This is a genomic window from gamma proteobacterium symbiont of Lampromicra miyakona, from assembly GCF_059730895.1.
Map to the genome: position 1 here is coordinate 818001 of NZ_AP035932.1, position 19223 is coordinate 837223.

Genomic DNA, 19223 nt, shown 5'->3' on the forward strand with positions numbered 1-19223 from the left:
CAGATGAAACCGGCCTGGAGAGGATGTGAGTAATTCATTGAATTATTCGCGAAGAATACCGGTGTCTGGCGATACCGGGCGTTTTTATGGATGCCATTAAGCTTATAACTGCGCGGGATATCGATAAAATGAACAATATCTCTGTAACGCCTAAAGGCGGAACGATTGCTACTGAAGTGAGCGGTAATCAGGTTAATTTGACTGCTCCCAGTGTGGTTAAGCTCAACCTTAATCAGGCTGATATTAAGTCTTTCACACGCAATGGTAGTGATTTAGTGGTCACCACTAAATCCGGTGAAGTCGTTGTTATTCATAAATTCTACGATGCTAACGGCGACAGCGATCTGGTGCTGCAGGACGACAAAGGCGCGCTGTGGTGGGTGGAAGATCCCGGCACAGAAGGCTTCCAGTTTGTCTCTATCGACAGCACGGAAGGGCTGTTAGCGGAAAACGTCACGGGTGACGGAACACTGACCGCCTTTGGTATCGCCGGCGCCGCACTGGCCGGTATCGGTGCGCTGATCGCCGGTAACAACGGCGGTGGCGGCGGTGGTGGGGATAACGGCGGCGGCGACAATGGCGGCGGCGGTGATACCACGGCACCGGCGGCAGTCAGCGATCTGCTGATCACGGATAACGCGGGCAGCGTGCAGGGCGCTATCACGGGCGGCACCAGCACTGATGACAACACGCCTACGCTGAGCGGCACGGCCGAAGCGGGGACCATTGTCAGTATTTACGACGGCACCACGCTGCTGGGTACGGTCACCGTCGGTGCCGATGGCCGCTGGAGCTTCACGACACCCGCCCTGGGTGAAGGGCAGCACAGCCTGACGGTTACCGTCACCGATGCTGCCGGCAACACCAGTCCGGCCACCAGCCCGGTTGATTTCACTGTCGATACGCAGCCACCGGCAGTTGCCACGGACGTGTCCCTGACCAACAACAACGGCGGCAGCACCACGCCGGTACCAAACGGATCGAGCAGCGATGATAACACGCCGACCCTGAGCGGCCGCGGTGAAGCGGGCGCTGTCGTCAGCGTTTACGATGGTCAGACGCTGCTCGGCACCGCGCTGGTGGGCGCGAACGGCAACTGGAGTTTTACCACGCCAGCGCTGAGCAATGGCAGCCACAGCCTGACCGTGACGCTGACGGACGCTGCCGGCAATGTCAGCGCTGCGTCCTCGCCGTTTGTGGTGACGATTCAGGCGGGCCTGCCCTCAACCAGCAGTTCGCTGCAAATTACCGACGATAGCGATGCCACGCTGCGCACGCTGAGCGATGGCGCCAGCACCAAAGACAGCACGCCGGTGCTGAGCGGCCTGGCGAGCGCTAACGCCGTCATCACGCTGTACAACGGCACCACGCTGCTGGGCAGTACTATTGCCGACGGCAGCGGTCAGTGGCGCTTCACTCCCGCCACGCTGGCAGATGGTACTTACGCGTTCCGCGCGGTTGCCACCGACGCTGCCGGTAACGTCACCACCTCCGTCACCCTGACGGTCACCATTGATACCGTGGCGCCCGGCGCGGCAGGCGATCTGCTGCTGACCGGCGACAGCAATGGCACCGTGACGCCGATTGCCGCTGGCGGCAGCAGCAATGACAACACGCTGGTGCTGAGCGGCACAGCTGAGGCCGGCAGCACCGTTACGGTACGCGATGGCAACGTCGTGCTCGGCACGGCTATCGTCGGCAGTAACGGCAGCTGGAGCTTCACCACGCCAGCGCTCAGCGACGGCAATCACAGCCTGACTACCACGGTAACCGACAGCGCCGGCAACACCGGTCCGGCGTCAGCGGCTATCGTGGTCACCGTCGATACCACCGCACCGGCGGCGATCGGCGATCTGCAGGTGATCGACAGCGTGGGTGCCAGCCAGGGCCCGCTGACGTCGGGCGCTACCACCGATGACAATACACCTACCCTGAGCGGTAGCGGCGAAGCCGGTGCGCTGATCAGCATTTACGACGGCAGCACGCTCCTGGGCAATACCCTTGTCGGGGCCAACGGCAGCTGGAGCTTTACCACGCCAGCGCTCAGCAACGGCAGCCACAGCCTGACCGTTACGCAAACCGATGCGGCGGGCAACGTCAGCAGCGCGACCGCGGAATTTGTGGTCAATGTGGACGCTGCGCTGCCACCCGCCAGCGCCAGCATTGAGCTGGTGGGCGACAGCGGCAATACCCTCGTCTCACTGCAAAACGGCGCCGTCACCAATGACGACAGCCCGACCCTCGCCGGCCTGACCCGGGCGGGCAGCCTCGTCCGCATCTTTGACGGCGGCAATCTGCTCGGCAGCACCACCGCCGACGGCAATGGGCAGTGGAGCTTTGCCCTGAGCAATCTGAGTGAGGGCGGCCACGCGTTCAGCGCCACCATTACCGACGTTGACGGCAATGTGATTGACACCGTCACCCTGAACATTACGGTTGATACCACGCCACCGGCGGCAGCCAGCGATCTGGCACTGCTGAACGATGCCGGCAGTACCGCACAGCCGGTGACGGGCGGCAGCGCGATTAACGATGCGACACCGCTGCTGAGCGGCACGGCGGAAGCCGGCAGTATTGTCACGATTCGCGATGGCAACACCGTTCTCGGCAGCGTCAGCGTGGCCAGTAACGGCAGCTGGAGCTTCACCACGCCAGCGCTGGGCGAGGGCAATCACAGCCTGAGCACCACGGTGACCGATGCCGCCGGCAACGTCAGCCCGGCATCAACGCCGATCGCCTTTAGCGTTGACACCACCGCGCCTGCCGCCGTCAGCGGCCTGCAGGTGACGGATAACGCGGGCAGCGCCACCGGCGCGCTGGATTCCGGCCAGACCACCGACGATCGCACGCCAACCCTGAGCGGTTCGGCAGAAGCGGGCGCGGTGGTGCGTATCTATGACGGCACCACGCTGCTCGGTAGCGTTACCGCCGGCAGCAACGGCAGCTGGAGCTTTACGCCAGATGCGCTCACCAACGGGCAGCACAGCCTGACCACCACGGTGACTGACGCGGCCGGCAACGTCAGCCCGGCATCGCCGGTGTTCACGGTCAACATTGAGGCGGGCGTGCCGGCCACCAGCAGCCTGCTGATTGTCACCGATGATAACGGCAGCACGCTGGTCGAACTGGCCAATAACGACAGCACCACCGACAGCACGCCGATTCTCAGCGGCCAGGCCGGGGCGGGCGATCTCGTCACCCTGTACAACGGCAGCACGGTTTTGGGCAGCGTGGTCGCGGGCAGCAACGGACAGTGGAGCTTCACGCCAGCGGCGCTGGCCGACGGCACCTACGCATTCCGCGCCAGCGCCGATAACGGCAGCGGCACGGTGACGGATTCGCCGGTAATCACCATCACCATCGACACCGTCGCGCCCGCGGCACCGACAGGCATCCAGCTGACCAACGATGACGGCGATCCGCTGGGCACAGGCAGCACTAACGTCGCTGCGCCAACCCTGAGCGGCAGCGGCGAAGCTGGCGGTGTGGTGATTATCTCCGATGGCGGCACGGTGATTGGCAGCACCACGGTGGGCAACGATGGCAACTGGAGCTTCACCACGCCGCCCCTCAGCGATGGCAGCCACAGCCTGACCAGCACCGTGACCGATGCGGCTGGCAACACCGGACCGGCGTCAACACCGGTAACCGTCACCGTCGATACGCAGGCACCGGCGGCGGCAGGCAATCTGCAGCTCAGCAATGGCGACGGCACACCGGTTGCCGCGGGCGGCAGCACCAATGACACCACGCCAACCCTGAGCGGTACCGCTGAACCCGGTAGCACGGTGACCGTCAGCGACGGCGATACGGTGCTGGGCACAGCGACGGCAGGCAGCGACGGCAGCTGGAGCTTCACCCCGACCGATCCGCTGAGCGAAGGGCAACATAACCTGACGTCCACCGTTACCGACACGGCGGGCAATACCGGGCCGGGCAGTACGGCGGTGATTGTCATCGTCGATACCAGCGCACCCGCTGTGGCCAGCGAGCTGCTGCTCAGCAATGACCAGAGCGGCACACCGGTGCCGGTCAGCAATGGCCTCACCAATGACACCACGCCGGTGCTCAGTGGCCGCGCGGAACCGGGCAGCACCGTGACCATTTCCGATGGCGATACGGTACTGGGCACCGCCACCGTCGGCAACGACGGCAGCTGGAGCTTCACCGCACCGGTGCTGGCAGCGGGCGACCATAGCCTGACGACGACGGTGACCGATACCGCTGGCAATACCAGCGAACCCTCGGCCGCCCTCAGCTTTACCATCGATACCACCACGCCAGCCGCGCCGGGCAATGTGCAGCTCAGTGATGATCAGAGCGGCACGCCGGTGCTGATCACCAGCGGTGCTACTAACGACACCACCCCAGTCCTGAGCGGCAGCGGCACCGCCGGCAGCACCATCACCGTCTCGGATGGCAATACCGTGCTGGGCACCACCACAGTCAACGACGACGGCAGCTGGAGCTTCACGCCAGCCACCGCGCTGGGCGAGGGGCAGCACAGCCTGACGGCGACCGAAACCAGTCCGGCTGGCAATACCAGCGCACCTTCTGCTCCGCTGGAGGTGAACATCGATCTCACCGATCCGGCGCCCGCCGCAGACTTGCTGCTGATTAACGATCAGGGCGCAACGCCGCTGCCGATCGCGGCGGACGGCGTCACTAATGACACCACGCCGCTGTTCAGCGGAAGCGCGGAGCCGGGCAGTCTCGTCGCGATTTACGACAATGGCAGCGTGATTGGCTCGGCGCAGGCCGATGCAAACGGCAACTGGAGCTTCACGCCGGATCCGGCACTGGAGGCGGGCACGCATAGCCTGACCACCATTGTCACCGACACGGCGGGCAACAGCGGGCCGGCGTCTGATGCGTTTGCTTTCACTATCGATCTCACCACGCCGACTGCCGCCGCTGATGTCGTGCTGAACAACGATAACGGCGAGACGCTGCAGCCGATTAACAGCGGCACCGCGACCAACGACACCACGCCGCAGCTGAGCGGCACCGCCGATGCCGGCAGTACCGTCACCATCCTCGATGGCAACACGGTGCTGGGCAGCGTGCTGGTGGGTGCCGGTGGCACATGGAGCTATGCGGTACCGGCGCTGAGCCAGGGCGAACATAGCCTGACCACCACGGTTACCAGCCCGGCGGGCAACGTTAGCGCACCGTCCGCGGCGATTGATTTTACCGTGGATACCACGGCACCGGCCGAGCCGACCGGCCTGCTGCTGGTGAACGATGAGGTTGATCCGGCCGTACCGGTGGCCTCTGGCGGGGCGACCAACGACACCACACCAGTGTTGAGCGGTAGCGCCGAGCCTGACAGCGTGGTGATCGTGCGCGATAACGGCGTGATCATCGGCTCGGCTACCGCCGGCAATGACGGCAGCTGGCGCTTCACGCCTGATACCGCCCTGGAAGCGGGCAGTCACAGCCTGACGGCCAGCGTCACCGATCCGGCAGGCAATGTCGGGCCGGAGTCCGCGCCGTACACCTTCACCGTCGATCTCACGCCACCGGCAGCGCCAGTGGACGTGGTGCTGAGCAATAACGACGGCAGCACGCTGGTGGCGATTGCCGCCAATGGCGCGACCAACGACACCACGCCGCAGCTCTCCGGCAGCGCCACGGCGGGCAGTATCATCACGGTCTACGATGGCGACAGCACGACGCCGATCGGTTCGGTGACCGTGGGCGCCGATGGCAGCTGGCAGTTTGTTACCGGTACGCTGGACGAGGGCGATCACAGCCTGACGGTAACGGTGACTGATGCGGCGGGTAACGTCAGCGATCCTTCCGCGCCGATTAGCTTTACCGTGGATACCACGGCGCCGGACGCGGTCGTCGATCTGCTGCTGGTGAACAACAATGTCGATCCGGCCACGCCGATCACCTCAGGCAGCAATACCAATGACAGCACGCCGCTGCTCAGCGGAACGGCGGAGCCGAACAGCACCATCATCGTCTATGACGGACAGACGCCTATCGGCACGGCGACGGCAGATAACGACGGCGCATGGACCTTCTCACCTGAACTGACCGATGGCTCGCACAGCCTCAGCGTGACGGTTACCGACGTCGCTGGCAATGTCAGCGCACCGAGCGCCAGCGTGGCGATCACCGTCGATACCGTAGCACCGTCGGCGGTCACCCAGTTGAGCGTCGCCAGCGACAATGGCAACGGCGATCCGGTCACCATCCCGAACGGCGGCTTAACCAGTGACAACACGCCGGTGCTGAGCGGCAGCGGCGATCCGGGCAGCCTGATTGTGATTACCTCGCAGAACGGTCCGGTGGGCAGCGTCACTGTCGGCAGCAGCGGCAGCTGGAGCTTCACACCGGCCAGTGCGCTGAGTGACGGCAGCTACACCTTAACCGTTGTGGCGCGCGACGCGGCGGGCAACGTCAGCGCGCCGGTCACGGCACAGCTGGTGATTGATGCCACCGCCCCGGATCAGGTGACGGAAATCAGTCTCTCCAATGACAACGGCAGTGCGCTGGTAGATATTCCGTCGGGATCGACCACCAGCGATACCACGCCGTTGCTGGCGGGCGTTGCTGAGCCGGGCAGCACGGTGAACATTCTGGATAATGGCGCGCTGATTGGTACGGCGATTGCGGGCAGTGACGGCGCGTGGAGTTTCAACGTGCCAACCCTCACCAACGCGGCGCACAGCCTGACGGTGACGGTCACCGATGCGGCCGGTAACACCGGACCGGCGTCGACACCGATTACCTTTACCGTGGATAGCCAGGCTCCGGCCCAGGCCACGCTGGAAGTGAATAACGACAACGGTACCGATCTGGTACTGGTGCCCGATGGCACCTATACCAATGACAACACGCCACGCCTGAGCGGTACGGCGGAGGCTGGCAGCCTGGTGACCATTTACGATGGCAATGTGGTGCTGGGTTCGACCACCGCCAATGCGGACGGCGAATGGGTGTTCCTGTCGCCCGTGCTCACCGATGGTCAGCACACCCTTACGGCCACGGTGACGGACAGCCTCGGCAACGTCAGTGCGCCGTCTTCCAGCTTCACCGTTCAGGTTGATGCTACGCCGCCGCAGCCGGTCGGCGCCGTGCTGCTGCAGAATGACAACGATCCGGATAATCCAGTCACCATCGCCAACGGTGGCGCCACCAACGACAACACGCCGCTGCTGAGCGGCAGCGGTGAGCCGGGTGCTCTCGTCAACGTGTACAACGGCAACGTGCTGGTGGGGTCGGCGACGGTGGACAGCGAAGGCAACTGGAGCCTGAACACCTTGCCGCTGGATAACGGCAACTACACGCTGACGGTCGTCGTCAGTGACAACGCGGGTAATGTCAGCGACCCGGTAAGCATTGGCGTAACGGTTAACACCGTCGGGCCGGATCCGGTGCTGTCGTTTGAGGTCAACGCCAATAACGGTCCGACCGCTCTGCCGCTGGTGGATGGCAGCTTTACCAACGACACCACGCCGGTACTGAGCGGAACGGCGCAGGCTGGTGCCATCATCAATCTGCTGCAGGACGATACGGTGATTGGCTCGGTGGTCGCCGATGCCAATGGCGTATGGCGCTTTGAAACCAGCGCGCTGCAGGATGGCAGCTACGCCTTCTCGGTGCAGGTGGTGGATGCCGCTGGCAACGTCAGCGAGCCGGTGGGTCCGGTGAATGTCACCATCGATACGCTGGTGCCAGACGCGGTTCCTGACCTGGTGGTCGCCGATAACGTGGGCGGCACGACGGGCCCGCTGGATGACGGCGCGTCGACCGATGACAACACGCCAACCCTGAGCGGCACGGCAGAAGCCGGCAGCACGGTGAGCATCTACGATGGCACCACGCTGCTGGGCACTGCGCTGGCCGGCTCGGGCGGGGCCTGGAGCTTTACACCGAGTATATTGAGTAACGGTGAGCACAATTTTACCGTCACCGTGTCAGACCCTGCGGGCAACGTCAGTGCGGCTACTCCAGTGTTCAACCTGAACATACAGGCTGATTTGCCGCCAGCCACCTCGACGCTGCAAATCACCGATGACAGCGGGCCTATGCCTGTTACGCTGGCAGACAACGCGGTAACCCGCGACACCACGCCAACGCTCAGCGGCTCTGCCGAACCCGGTCAGCTGATTCGTATTTATAACGCTAATACGGATGCGGTAATCACCAGCGTTACGGCGAATGCTAACGGCCAGTGGAGCTATACGCCGACGCTGGCTGAAGGCAGCTACGCATACTACATCACCGCGCAAAACCCTGGCGGTGATGAGGGGACGCCCTCGGCTACCCTCGGCTTCACCGTGGATATCACCGCGCCGGCGGTGGCCGCTGATGTGGTGATCAGCAACGATCGCAGCGGCACGGCGGTGCCGATTAGCGACGGCAGCGTCATCAATGACAACACGCCGGTACTCAGCGGCAGCGCCGAAGTGGGCAGCCTGGTCACAGTGTACGATGGCAACACCGCTATCGCGTCGGTGGTGGTGGGCGCAGGGGGAAGCTGGACGCTGACCACGCCTGCATTGAGCGAAGGGGCGCACGCGCTGAGCGTGGGCGTCAGCGATGCAGCAGGTAACAGCAGTGCTCTCACCCCGGCGCTTAGCTTCACTGTGGACAGCATCGCACCGAATGCTTCGACGCTGGTCATCACCAACGATGATACCGCGCAGCCGGTGCTTAACGGCGGCTACAGCAGCGATGCCACGCCAACCCTGAGCGGCGTAGCGGAAGCGGGCAGCACGGTCACCATCCTCAACAATGGTGATGTGCTGACCACGCTGACCGTGCCGTCCAGCGGCAACTGGAGCTACACGCCAGCGACAGCGCTGATTGAAGGATCGCACACCCTGAGCGTTTCGGTGACCGATGCGGCGGGCAACGTCAGCACCAGCACCAGCGCGACGGTGATCGTTGATACCCTGGCGCCGGACGATCTGACGCTGACGGCCAGCAACAACAACGGCAGCACGCCGGTGACGATTGCTGACGGCGGTACCACTAATGACAACACGCCGCTGTTACGCGGTGTGGCAGAAGCGGGCAGCGTGGTGACCATTCGCCTCGATGGCGATGTGGTAGCCTCGCTGACGGTCGGCAGCAGCGGTAACTGGAGTTACACCTCTGCGGCACTGAGCGACGGCAGCCATACCTTCAGCGTCACGGAAACGGACGCGGCGGGTAACACCGGCGAGGCGCTCAGCGTGACGCTGATCGTTGATGCGACGCCACCGCTGGTGGCCACCAACCTGACCATCACTAACGATGTTACCGGCGTCAGCATACCGGCTGGCGGCGCGACTAACGACACCACGCCAACGCTGAGCGGCAGCGCCGAGGTCAACGCCACGGTTAGCGTGTATGACGGCAACACGCTGCTCGGCACAGCGCTCGTGAACGGCAGCGGCGCATGGAGCTTTGTCTCACCGACACTGGGTAACGGCGCGCATGCGCTGAGCGTGGCGGTCACCGATGCGGCGGGCAATACCGGCCCGCGCACCACGCCGGTGACCATCACCGTCGATACCGTTGCGCCGGGCGCGGCCACGCTGGTGGTCACCAACGACGTCAGCGGCAGCGTCATCCCGAATGGCGGCGTCACCAGCGATACCACGCCGGTGCTGAGCGGTCGGGCGGAGGCGGGCAGCATCGTCACCGTGCTGGATGGCACCACGCTGGTCGGTTCCGCGCTGGTGGGCAGTGATGGTAACTGGACGCTGACGCCAGCCACGGCGCTGAGCGAAACGCTCCATACGCTCAACGTCACGGTCACCGATGCGGCCGGTAACGTCAGTGCCACCACCAGCGCCACGCTGGTGATCGACACCACGCCGCCGGTGGCTATCACCGGGCTGGCAGCGGTAAACAACAACGGCAGCACGCCGGTGGCGATTGCGGCGGGTGGCGTCACTAATGACAGCACGCCACGCCTGAGCGGCACGGCGGAAGCCAACAGCATTGTGACCATCCGCGATGGTGATACGGTGCTGGGTTCGGTAACCGCCGCCAGCAACGGCAGCTGGAGCTTCGTCACTGGCACCTTGTCTGACGGTTTACACTCCTTCAGCGTGACGGCCACCGATGCGGCCGGCAATACCGGTCCCGCAGCGTCCCTTGCGCTGACCGTCGACACCGCGCCGCCGCTGGCGGCAACCGGGCTGACGCTGACCAACGACGTCACCGGTGTGGCTATCGTCAATAACGGAGTCACCAACGACAGCACGCCGACGCTGCAGGGCACGGCGGAAGCGAACGTGATTGTCACGGTTTACGATGGCAACACGCTGCTCGGAACGGTGCAGGCTAACGCCAGCGGCAGCTGGAGCTTTGTCTCGCCGACGCTGAGCAATGCCGCCCACGCGCTGAGCGTGACGGTGACCGATAGCGCGGGCAACGTCAGTCCCCGTTCCGAGGTGATTAACCTCACCGTGGATACGGTGGCGCCAGCGAACACCAGTCTCACCATTATTAATGATGCGACCGGTGCCACCATCGTCAACGGTGGTGCGACCAACGACACCACGCCAACGCTGCGCGGCAGCGTCAGCGCGGCGGAGGCCGGGGCACGCGTCACCATTCTGGACAACGGTCTGGCACTGGGCACGGCGATCGTGCAGGGGGACGGCAGCTGGAGCTTCACGCCACTGGCGGCGCTGAGCGCCGGGCCGCACCCGATCACGGTGACGGTAACGGATGCCGCAGGTAACGTCAGCGGCACCACCGCGGCCACGGTGATCATCGATACCACGGCACCGGCGGCCATCACCAATCTGCTGGCGCTCAACAACAACGGCAGCACGGCGGTGACCATTCCGAATAATGGCGTCACCAACGACAGCACGCCGCTGCTAAGCGGCAACGGCGAGGCGGGCGCGCGCATCACGGTGTACGACGGCACCACATTGCTGGGCACCACCACGGTGGGCAGCAACGGCAGCTGGAGCTTCGTGGTGGGCAACGCGCTGAGCAACGGCAGCCACACGCTGAACGTGACGCAGACCGACCCGGCGGGCAACGTCAGCCCGCAGGTGTCGACCACGCTGATCGTCGATACCGTGGTGCCGGTCGCCAGTACGCTGACCATCATTGATGACATCAGCGGTACGCCGGTGACGCTGGCGAACGGCGCCTTTACGCGCGATACCACGCCAACGCTGCGCGGCACCACGGAAGCGGGTGCTGTGGTCACCATCTACGACGGTGCCAGCGCCATTGGTTCTGTGACCGCGGGGAGTGATGGCAGCTGGAGCTTCACCACTGCCACGCTGGCGAACGGCGCGCACACGCTGAGCACCACGGTGACCGATGCGGCAGGTAACGTCAGCACCGGCAACATCACGGCGACGGTGAACGTCGATACCCTGCCTCCGGCGGCGGTAAGCGGGCTGGCGATCAACAGCGCCGGTACCCTTGTCACCGGTAGCGGTGAAGTGGGGGCCACGGTGACGGTGCGCGATGCCAGCGGCAACGCGCTCGGCACCACCACGGTCGGCAGCGGCGGCAACTGGTCGGTGACGCTCACCACCGCGCAGATCACCGGTGCGCCGCTCTCGGTGATCCAGACGGATCGCGCAGGCAACGTCTCGCCGGGGGCCTCGCTGACCGGTGCGATTCGCATCGTGGCGACTAACGACAGCAACGAGGTGGATTACACCAGCACGCAGGCAACGGTGAACAACGGTACGGTCAACTCGTCGCACACCGCGCTGCTGACCGTGGGGCTGGGTACGGTGCTCAATGCCAGCGTACTGAACAACGGTAATGCTTACCTGTTCAGCGTGGGTAACGATGACAGCCGTACCGTGACGCTCAACGGTTCGGTGACCAGTCTCGGCGTGGCCGCCAACTATTCGTTAAACCTGTACGAACAGCAGGCGAACGGCTCGTGGCAGTTGATCAGTATCAAGACCAACTACATTAACGCGCTGCTGACGATCGGTACGCTGAAAGGGGCAAACGTCACCTACACCGGACTGGGGACCGGCAACTATGCGGTGGTGGTTGCAGCCACCACCAACATTAGCGTGTTGCCAACCACCACGGTAAGTACGGTGTCGGATTTCACCACGCTGGCGGTCACCACCGCCGCGACGGTCACCGGTAACCTGCTGACCAACGACACCAGCTCCATCGCCGGGACGATTCCGTCCGGCACGGCGGTGGCGTCGGTGGGCAGCAGCACGGTGGCGTCCAGCGGCAATACGGTGATCAACACCACCTACGGTACGCTGACCATTGATGCGAAGGGTAACTACACCTACACGCTGAAGGCCGGGCTGGATATCGATACCCTGCCATCCGCAGACACCTTCACCTACTCGGTGCGGGATGCCAGCGGTGCAGTGACCTCGGCGACGCTGACGGTGACGCTGCATAACGGTGCGGCCACCGCGCTGTTCGCCACCACCAGTCTGGCGGCGGAAACCACCACCAGCAGCGAGCATGATGCCAGCGGCAGCATCTGGGGAGACAGCAATGTCAGCCACAGCGGCACGCTGAGCATCCTCAATGAGCACGGCGATCTCACCACCGTGAGCAGCGTGGGCAGCACGGCGGTGGCCGGGGACTTTGGTGTGCTGACCATCGCCGCCAACGGTAGCTATACCTATACCCTGAACGCGGATGTGAATATCCAGAACATCACGCATAAGGAGGTGTTTACCTACACCCTGGCGTCGTCCGACGGCACCATCACCAGCAACACCTTTACCATTGAGCTTCACCCGACCATCACGGGCAGCGCCGCGGCTGACAGCCTCACCAGCAGCGCCTACGACGACACCATTACCAGCGGTGCCGGCGCAGATACGCTGGTTTACCACCTGCTGAGCAGCGCAGATGCCACCGGCGGCAACGGTCACGACACCTGGACCGACTTCAGCGTCGCGCAGGGTGACAAGATCGACGTCAGCAGTCTGCTGATCGGCTGGAATGATTCCACCAGTAATATCAATGACTTTGTGAAAGTGGATCATACCGCGGACGGCAATACGGTGTTGTCGATTGACCGTGACGGCAGCGGCACGGGGTACAGCAGTACGCAGCTGATTACCCTGGAAGGCGTAAACGTCTCACTGGAGGAGTTGCTGCAGCAACCGCATCAAAACCACACGGCTTAGTGGGTGTAACGCAGGGAAGCATAACGGGCACAGGGAGGTGCCCCTTTCTCTCTTTTACTGGTGAACAATCGATGGATCTGATGCAATCAGGCGCAACAACTCGCCGTACCTGTAAGCTCAGCGCCCTGTGTGCTGGCATTGTGTTTTTTCACAGTTCTCATCTTATGGCTGCCAGTGATGCCGTGACGCAGGCGGGGCGCATAACCTCAGCCGGTCTGGCGCAGCAGCAGGATCTTCCCTCCTTAACCGGTCAGGTGGCCGAACCCGCGCTGGCTAACGTGCCGGATACCTTAACCCTTAACCAGGCAGTGCAGCGTGCCATCCAGTGGCATCCGGACATCGCACAGGCGATTGGCAAAATGCTGGAGCAGGCCAGCCAGGTCGATGTGGCGCAGGCCAAATACTATCCGCAAATCAGTGCCGGCATGAACAACGGCTACAGCAACGCCTACAGCGAAAAAGGCTTCAGCCCGTCATTTGTGCTGTCGGTATCACAGATGCTGTATGACTTCGGCAAAGTCAGCAGTTCGGTGCGCTCCGCCGAAGCCGGGGTGGCGCAGGAGCAGGCCAGCGTGCTGGTGAGTATCGATACCGTCGCGCACGACACCGCCGCCGCGCTGGTGCAGGTGCAGGGCTATCAGCAGCTGGTGAAGATCGCCCAGGATCAGCTGACGGCGCTGAGTAAGATTGGCGATCTGGCGCGTCAGCGCAATGAAGAGGGGGCAGCATCGCTCTCGGACGCCACGCAGACCGACGCGCGTATCGAAGGGGCGCGCACCACGCTGACCCAGTATCAGGCCAGCCTCAACCGCTGGCGTGCCACGCTGGCCAGCTATCTCGGCTGGCCAATGGTGAAAAAGGTCAGCGATGCGTTTCCGCCCAGCCTGACGCGCGCCTGCGAGGTGGGCAAAGCCGACGACAAATCCAATCCGGCGGTGCTGGCGGCGTGGGCGCAGGCGCGGCAGGCGCAGGCTAAACTGGATAACGCCAACGCGCAGAATTTACCCACCATTTCGCTGGAACCTCAGGTCACGCATTACCTCAACAATCACTACTCCGGCAGCGAAACGCTCGACCGCACCCAGTATTCCGCGTTCGTCAAAGTTGAGATGCCGCTGTATCAGGGCGGCGGCATTACCGCGGCGCGCGATGCGGCGGCCAGCGCGCTGCAGGCGGCCAATGCGGCGGTGAACTCGGCGCGCCTCAAAGCGCAGCAGCAGCTCAGCGAATCGCAAACCGAAGCGCTGAGCCTGTCGCAGAGCCTGGCGATCATGTCGCGTCAGCAGACGCTGGGCGAGAAGACGCAGCAGCTTTATCAGGACCAGTATCTGCAGCTCGGCACCCGTCCGCTGCTGGACGTGCTCAATGCCGAACAGGAAGTGTTTCAGACGCGCTTCGCCATGCAGCAAACCATCAGTCAGTTACGTTCACTGCAGCTCGACTGCTTATACAGCACCGGGCAGATGCGGTCAGCGTTTGCGCTGAATAACCAGCGCATCCAGTCCGTGGAGATCCAGCCATGACGCAATTACAGATTCCGGACGCCCCCAATGGCAATCCCGCCAGCGCCGCCGGTGGCGAGGTGCCGCTACACGGCTGGGCCACCGCCATTATTCTCATCGCGACCCATTATCGCCTGCCGTGCTCGCCGGGCATGATCATGGCTGCCAGCGAATGGCAGGGCAAACAGTCACGTGATAAAGCGCTGCGCCATCTGGCGCGTCAGGCCGGGCTGTCGCTGCAGCTGTATGAAGAGCATCAGTGGGAGATTAGCAGCTGGCGCTTGCCGCTGGCGGTGGAACTGAGCGACGGCCAGGTCGGCGTCATCACCAGCTTTGATGGTGATGACACGGTGCGCGTGCACCTGGCTGGCGATGAACAACCGGCGCCGATCGCGCTGAACACGCTGCTGCCGCAGATCTGCTACGCCGCGGCGCTGCGTCCGGTGACGGCCGCCAAAGATAGCCGTGTCGATCGCTATCTCGCCACGGTCCGGCCGGACTGGCTGCGCCGCCTGGTGCTGCACGACATGCGTCCTTACGGCTACGTGATGCTGGGATCGTTTCTGATCAACCTGCTGGCGCTGGTCGGCATCATCTTCTCGATGCAGGTGTACGATCGGGTGATCCCGGCGCAGTCGTACCCCACGCTGTACGTGCTGTATATCGGGGTGATCCTCTCGGTGGTGTTCACCTATATTCTGCGCGTCGGTCGCGATCACGTCACCGATCTGCTCGGCAAGCGCGCCGATATGCGCGTCTCCGACCGCGTGTTCGGCCACGCGCTGCGGCTGCGTAACAGCGCGGTACCGCGATCGACCGGTACCTTTATCTCGCAGCTGCGCGAGCTGGAAGCGGTGCGCGAAATGGTGACGTCGACCACGGTGACTGCGATCGTCGATATGCCGTTCTTCCTGCTGTTTATGCTGGTGATGGCGATCATCGCACCGCAGCTGGCGTGGATCGCGCCGGTGGCGGTGCTGCTGATGATTCTGCCCGGCGTGCTGAGCCAGAAAAAACTGGCGAAGCTGGCGCAGCAAAACCTGAAAGAGTCGACGCTGCGCAACGCGGTGCTGGTGGAGAGCGTGCAGGGGCTGGAAGATATCAAGCTAATGCAGGCGGAGGATCGTTTTCTGCAGCAGTGGAACAGCTATATCCGCATCACCGCGCAGTCGGGCGTCGAGATGCGCAAAGTGATGCATGCGCTGATTAGCTGGGGCGTCACCATTCAGGGGCTGGTGTACGCCAGCGTGATCGTGGTCGGGGCGCCGATGGTGATCAACGGCGATATCACCACCGGGGCGATTGTCGCCGCGTCGCTGCTGTCTTCGCGCATGATTGCGCCGATGGCGACGCTGTGTGGCGTGCTGGCGCGCTGGCAGCAGGTAAAAGCGGCGAAGAGCAGCCTCGATGCGCTGATGAATCTGCCGGTGGAGAACAGTAAAGACGAAACGCGCATTCACTGTCCGGTGCTGTTTGGCCACTATCAGTTCACCGATGCCATGTTCCGCTACTACAGCGATTCGCTGACGGTGGCGCTGCGCATCAAGACGCTGACCATCAAGCCGGGTGAGCGCATCGCCGTGCTGGGGCGCAACGGCTCCGGCAAATCCACGCTGCTGCAGGCGATGGCCGGCGGCATGGATCTGGTGGGCGGCGAGCTGCGGCTGGACAACCTCAGCCTGCCGCATATTGATGTCGCGGACGTGCGGCGCAACGTCGGGCTACTGACGCAGAACGCGCGGCTGTTCCACGGTACGCTGCGGGAAAACCTCACCATGGGCGCGGCGCACGCCACCGACGAAGCGATTTTTGCCGCGCTGACGGTCAGTGGCGGGGCCGATTTTATTCGCCGTCTGCCGCTCGGGCTTGATCATCCGGTCATGGAGGGCGGCGTTGGGCTGTCCGGCGGCCAGCGCCAGTCGCTGCTGCTGGCGCGCATGCTACTGCGCGATCCTAATATCGTGTTGCTGGATGAGCCGACCGCTTCGCTCGACGATCATACCGAGAAGGATTTTATTGAGCGGCTGGGCGCCTGGCTGAATGGCCGCACGCTGATCGTGGCGACGCACCGCGCGGCGATTCTGTCGCTGGTCGATCGCATACTGGTGCTGAAAGAGGGGCAGCTGGTAATGGATAGCCCGAAAGAGAACGCGCTGCCGGCACCGCGCGCCAGCGGAGCGGCGGGGGAGGGACAGGCATGATGAAACAATTGCCGGCAAAACTGCGGCTGGTGACCGCCGCGGAAGTGGATTCGTCCGACGATCTGCTCGGCGAACTGAAATCGGAAAGCCACTACACCGGCGCAGTGCGGCTGATCGTCATCAGCACGGCGCTGATCGTGGTGGCGCTGGTGTGGGCGTGGTTTGGCATGCTGGATGAGGTCTCAACCGGCACCGGGAAGGTGATCCCCAGTTCGCGCGAGCAGGTGCTGCAGTCGCTGGAGGGCGGCATTCTCACGGAACTGTACGTGCATGAGGGCGATCGCGTGCAGGCCGGGCAGATCGTGGCGAAACTGGATGCCACGCGCTCGCAGTCCAGCGTCGGCGAGAGCGCGGCGCGCTACCGGGCCGCACTGGCAGCGGCCTCGCGCCTGCGTGCGGAAGTGAACGATGATCCGCTTACGTTTCCCGCCGAGCTGAAGGGCTACCCGGATCTTATCGCGGCGGAAACCCGGCTGTATAACACCAAACGCGCCCAGCTCAATGATGCAACCCGGCAGTTTAAGGAGTCGCTGGCGCTGGCTAATCGCGAACTGGCTATTACTCAGCGACTGGCGAAAACCGGTGCCGCCAGCAGCGTGGAAGTGCTGCGCTTACAGCGCGATAAGTCCGACCTCGAGCTGAAACTTACCGATATGCGCTCGCAGTATTATGTGCAGGCGCGCGAAGAGCTGGCGAAGGCCAGCGCCGAAGCCGACAGCCTGGCGCAGGTGATTAAAGGACGCGAAGATACCGTAACGCGTCTGACCATCCGCGCGCCGATGCGCGGCATCGTGAAAAACATCAAAGTCTCGACGGTGGGCGGGGTGATTCCGCCCAACGGTGAGTTGATGAACATCGTACCGATGAACGATCGGCTGCTGATTGAAGCACGCCTGTCGCCGCGCGATATTGCTTTTATCCATCCCGGCCAGCGCGCGGTGGTAAAAATCTCCGCTTACGATTACGCCATCTACGGCGGCCTGAACGGCGTGGTGGAAAGCATTTCGCCGGATACCATCCAGGACGAAGTCAAACCGGAGATTTACTACTACCGCGTGTTTATTCGTACTGATAACGACTATGTGCAGAACAAGGCTGGCCGGCGCTTTTCCATCAGCCCTGGCATGGTATCCACCGTGGATATCAAAACCGGCGAGAAGAGCATCATGGATTATCTGGTCAAACCGTTTAACAAGGCCAAAGAGGCGATGCGAGAGCGCTAATTGCGATGCGCGGCAATCTCGGCGATAATCACGCCCATCAATCCCTTCCTCGTCGGGCCTAACGACGCGGAGGGGATTTTTTTCATCTATACCTTAACTGGCTAACCGATTTAAGGATTTAAGAGGACTCGTTATGTACAACACGCTGGGCAATCAGTACGACAACTCCCTGGTTTCTAACGCCTTCGGTTTCATGCGCTTTCCGCTGAACTTCCAGCCTTACGATAGCGACGCCGAGTGGGTGATTACCGGTGTGCCGTTTGATGCCGCAACGTCAGGCCGGCCGGGCAGCCGTTTAGGGCCGGGCGCGATCCGTCAGATCTCCACTAACCTGGCGTGGGAAGGCTGCCGCTGGCCGTGGGATTTCGATCTGCGTCAACGCCTCAACGTGGTGGACTGCGGCGATCTGGTGTACGCCTTCGGCGATTCACAGGATCTGTCCGACAAGCTGCAGGCGCACGCGGAAAAGCTGCTGGCAAATGGCAAACGCATGCTGACTTTTGGCGGTGATCACTATGTCACGCTGCCGCTGCTGCGCGCGCACGCCAAACACTTCGGCAAGATGGCGCTGGTGCACTTCGATGCGCATACCGATACTTACTCCAACGGCCCGACTTTTGACCACGGCACCATGTTCTACACTGCGCCGCAGGAAGGGCTGATCGATCCGCAGCATTCGGTGCAGATTGGTATCCGTACTGAGTTCGATAAGAGCCTGGGCTTCAACGTACTGGACGCCGCGCAGGTTAATGACCGCAGCGTGGACGACATTCTGGCCGAAGTGAAGCGCACCGTGGGCGATTTGCCGGTGTACCTGACGTTTGATATCGACTGCCTCGATCCGGCCCATGCGCCAGGCACCGGTACGCCAGTGATTGGCGGCCTGACCAGCGATAAAGCCACCAAGCTGATTCGCGGCCTGCAGGGCATGAACATTGTGGGGATGGATCTGGTGGAAGTGGCACCGGGCTACGATCACGCCGACCTGACCTCACTGGCTGCTGCCACGCTGGCGCTGGATATGCTGCACGTGCAGGCGGCGAATAAAGGTTAAGCGGCGGTGCGGACGGCTGCCCTCACCCTGACCCTCTCCCCCAGGAGAGGGAACCGATCGAGCGGGCGGTGAAAACAGCACGGACTGCTCCCTCTCCCGCGTGCGGGAGAGGGAACCGATCGAGCGGGCGGTGA

The 19223-nt window shown here is 63.2% G+C and carries 5 protein-coding genes; all 5 read left to right on the forward strand.

Annotated elements, in window-relative coordinates:
* Positions 1-128 precede the first annotated feature (128 nt).
* The 5 genes from AC6I8P_RS03815 to speB all read left to right on the forward strand — a co-directional run bounded on the left by AC6I8P_RS03815 (position 129) and on the right by speB (position 19089).
* Complete coding sequence (locus AC6I8P_RS03815; protein ID WP_498030989.1) at positions 129-13109, forward strand: Ig-like domain-containing protein; 12981 nt, start codon at positions 129-131, stop codon at positions 13107-13109.
* 71 nt (positions 13110-13180) lie between these two features.
* Entirely contained in the window at positions 13181-14632 is a 1452-nt protein-coding gene (locus AC6I8P_RS03820) for a TolC family outer membrane protein (RefSeq protein ID WP_058771541.1), read from the forward strand.
* Complete coding sequence (locus tag AC6I8P_RS03825) at positions 14629-16812, forward strand: type I secretion system permease/ATPase (RefSeq protein ID WP_498030990.1); 2184 nt, start codon at positions 14629-14631, stop codon at positions 16810-16812. The genes AC6I8P_RS03820 and AC6I8P_RS03825 overlap by 4 nt, the downstream gene beginning before the upstream one ends.
* Positions 16812-18035, forward strand: a complete 1224-nt coding sequence (locus AC6I8P_RS03830) for an HlyD family type I secretion periplasmic adaptor subunit (protein ID WP_370586648.1) — start codon at positions 16812-16814, stop codon at positions 18033-18035. The genes AC6I8P_RS03825 and AC6I8P_RS03830 overlap by 1 nt, the downstream gene beginning before the upstream one ends.
* Before the next feature lie 133 nt (positions 18036-18168).
* Positions 18169-19089, forward strand: a complete 921-nt coding sequence (gene speB / locus AC6I8P_RS03835) for an agmatinase (protein ID WP_021506644.1) — start codon at positions 18169-18171, stop codon at positions 19087-19089.
* The last annotated feature ends 134 nt before the right edge of the window (positions 19090-19223 follow it).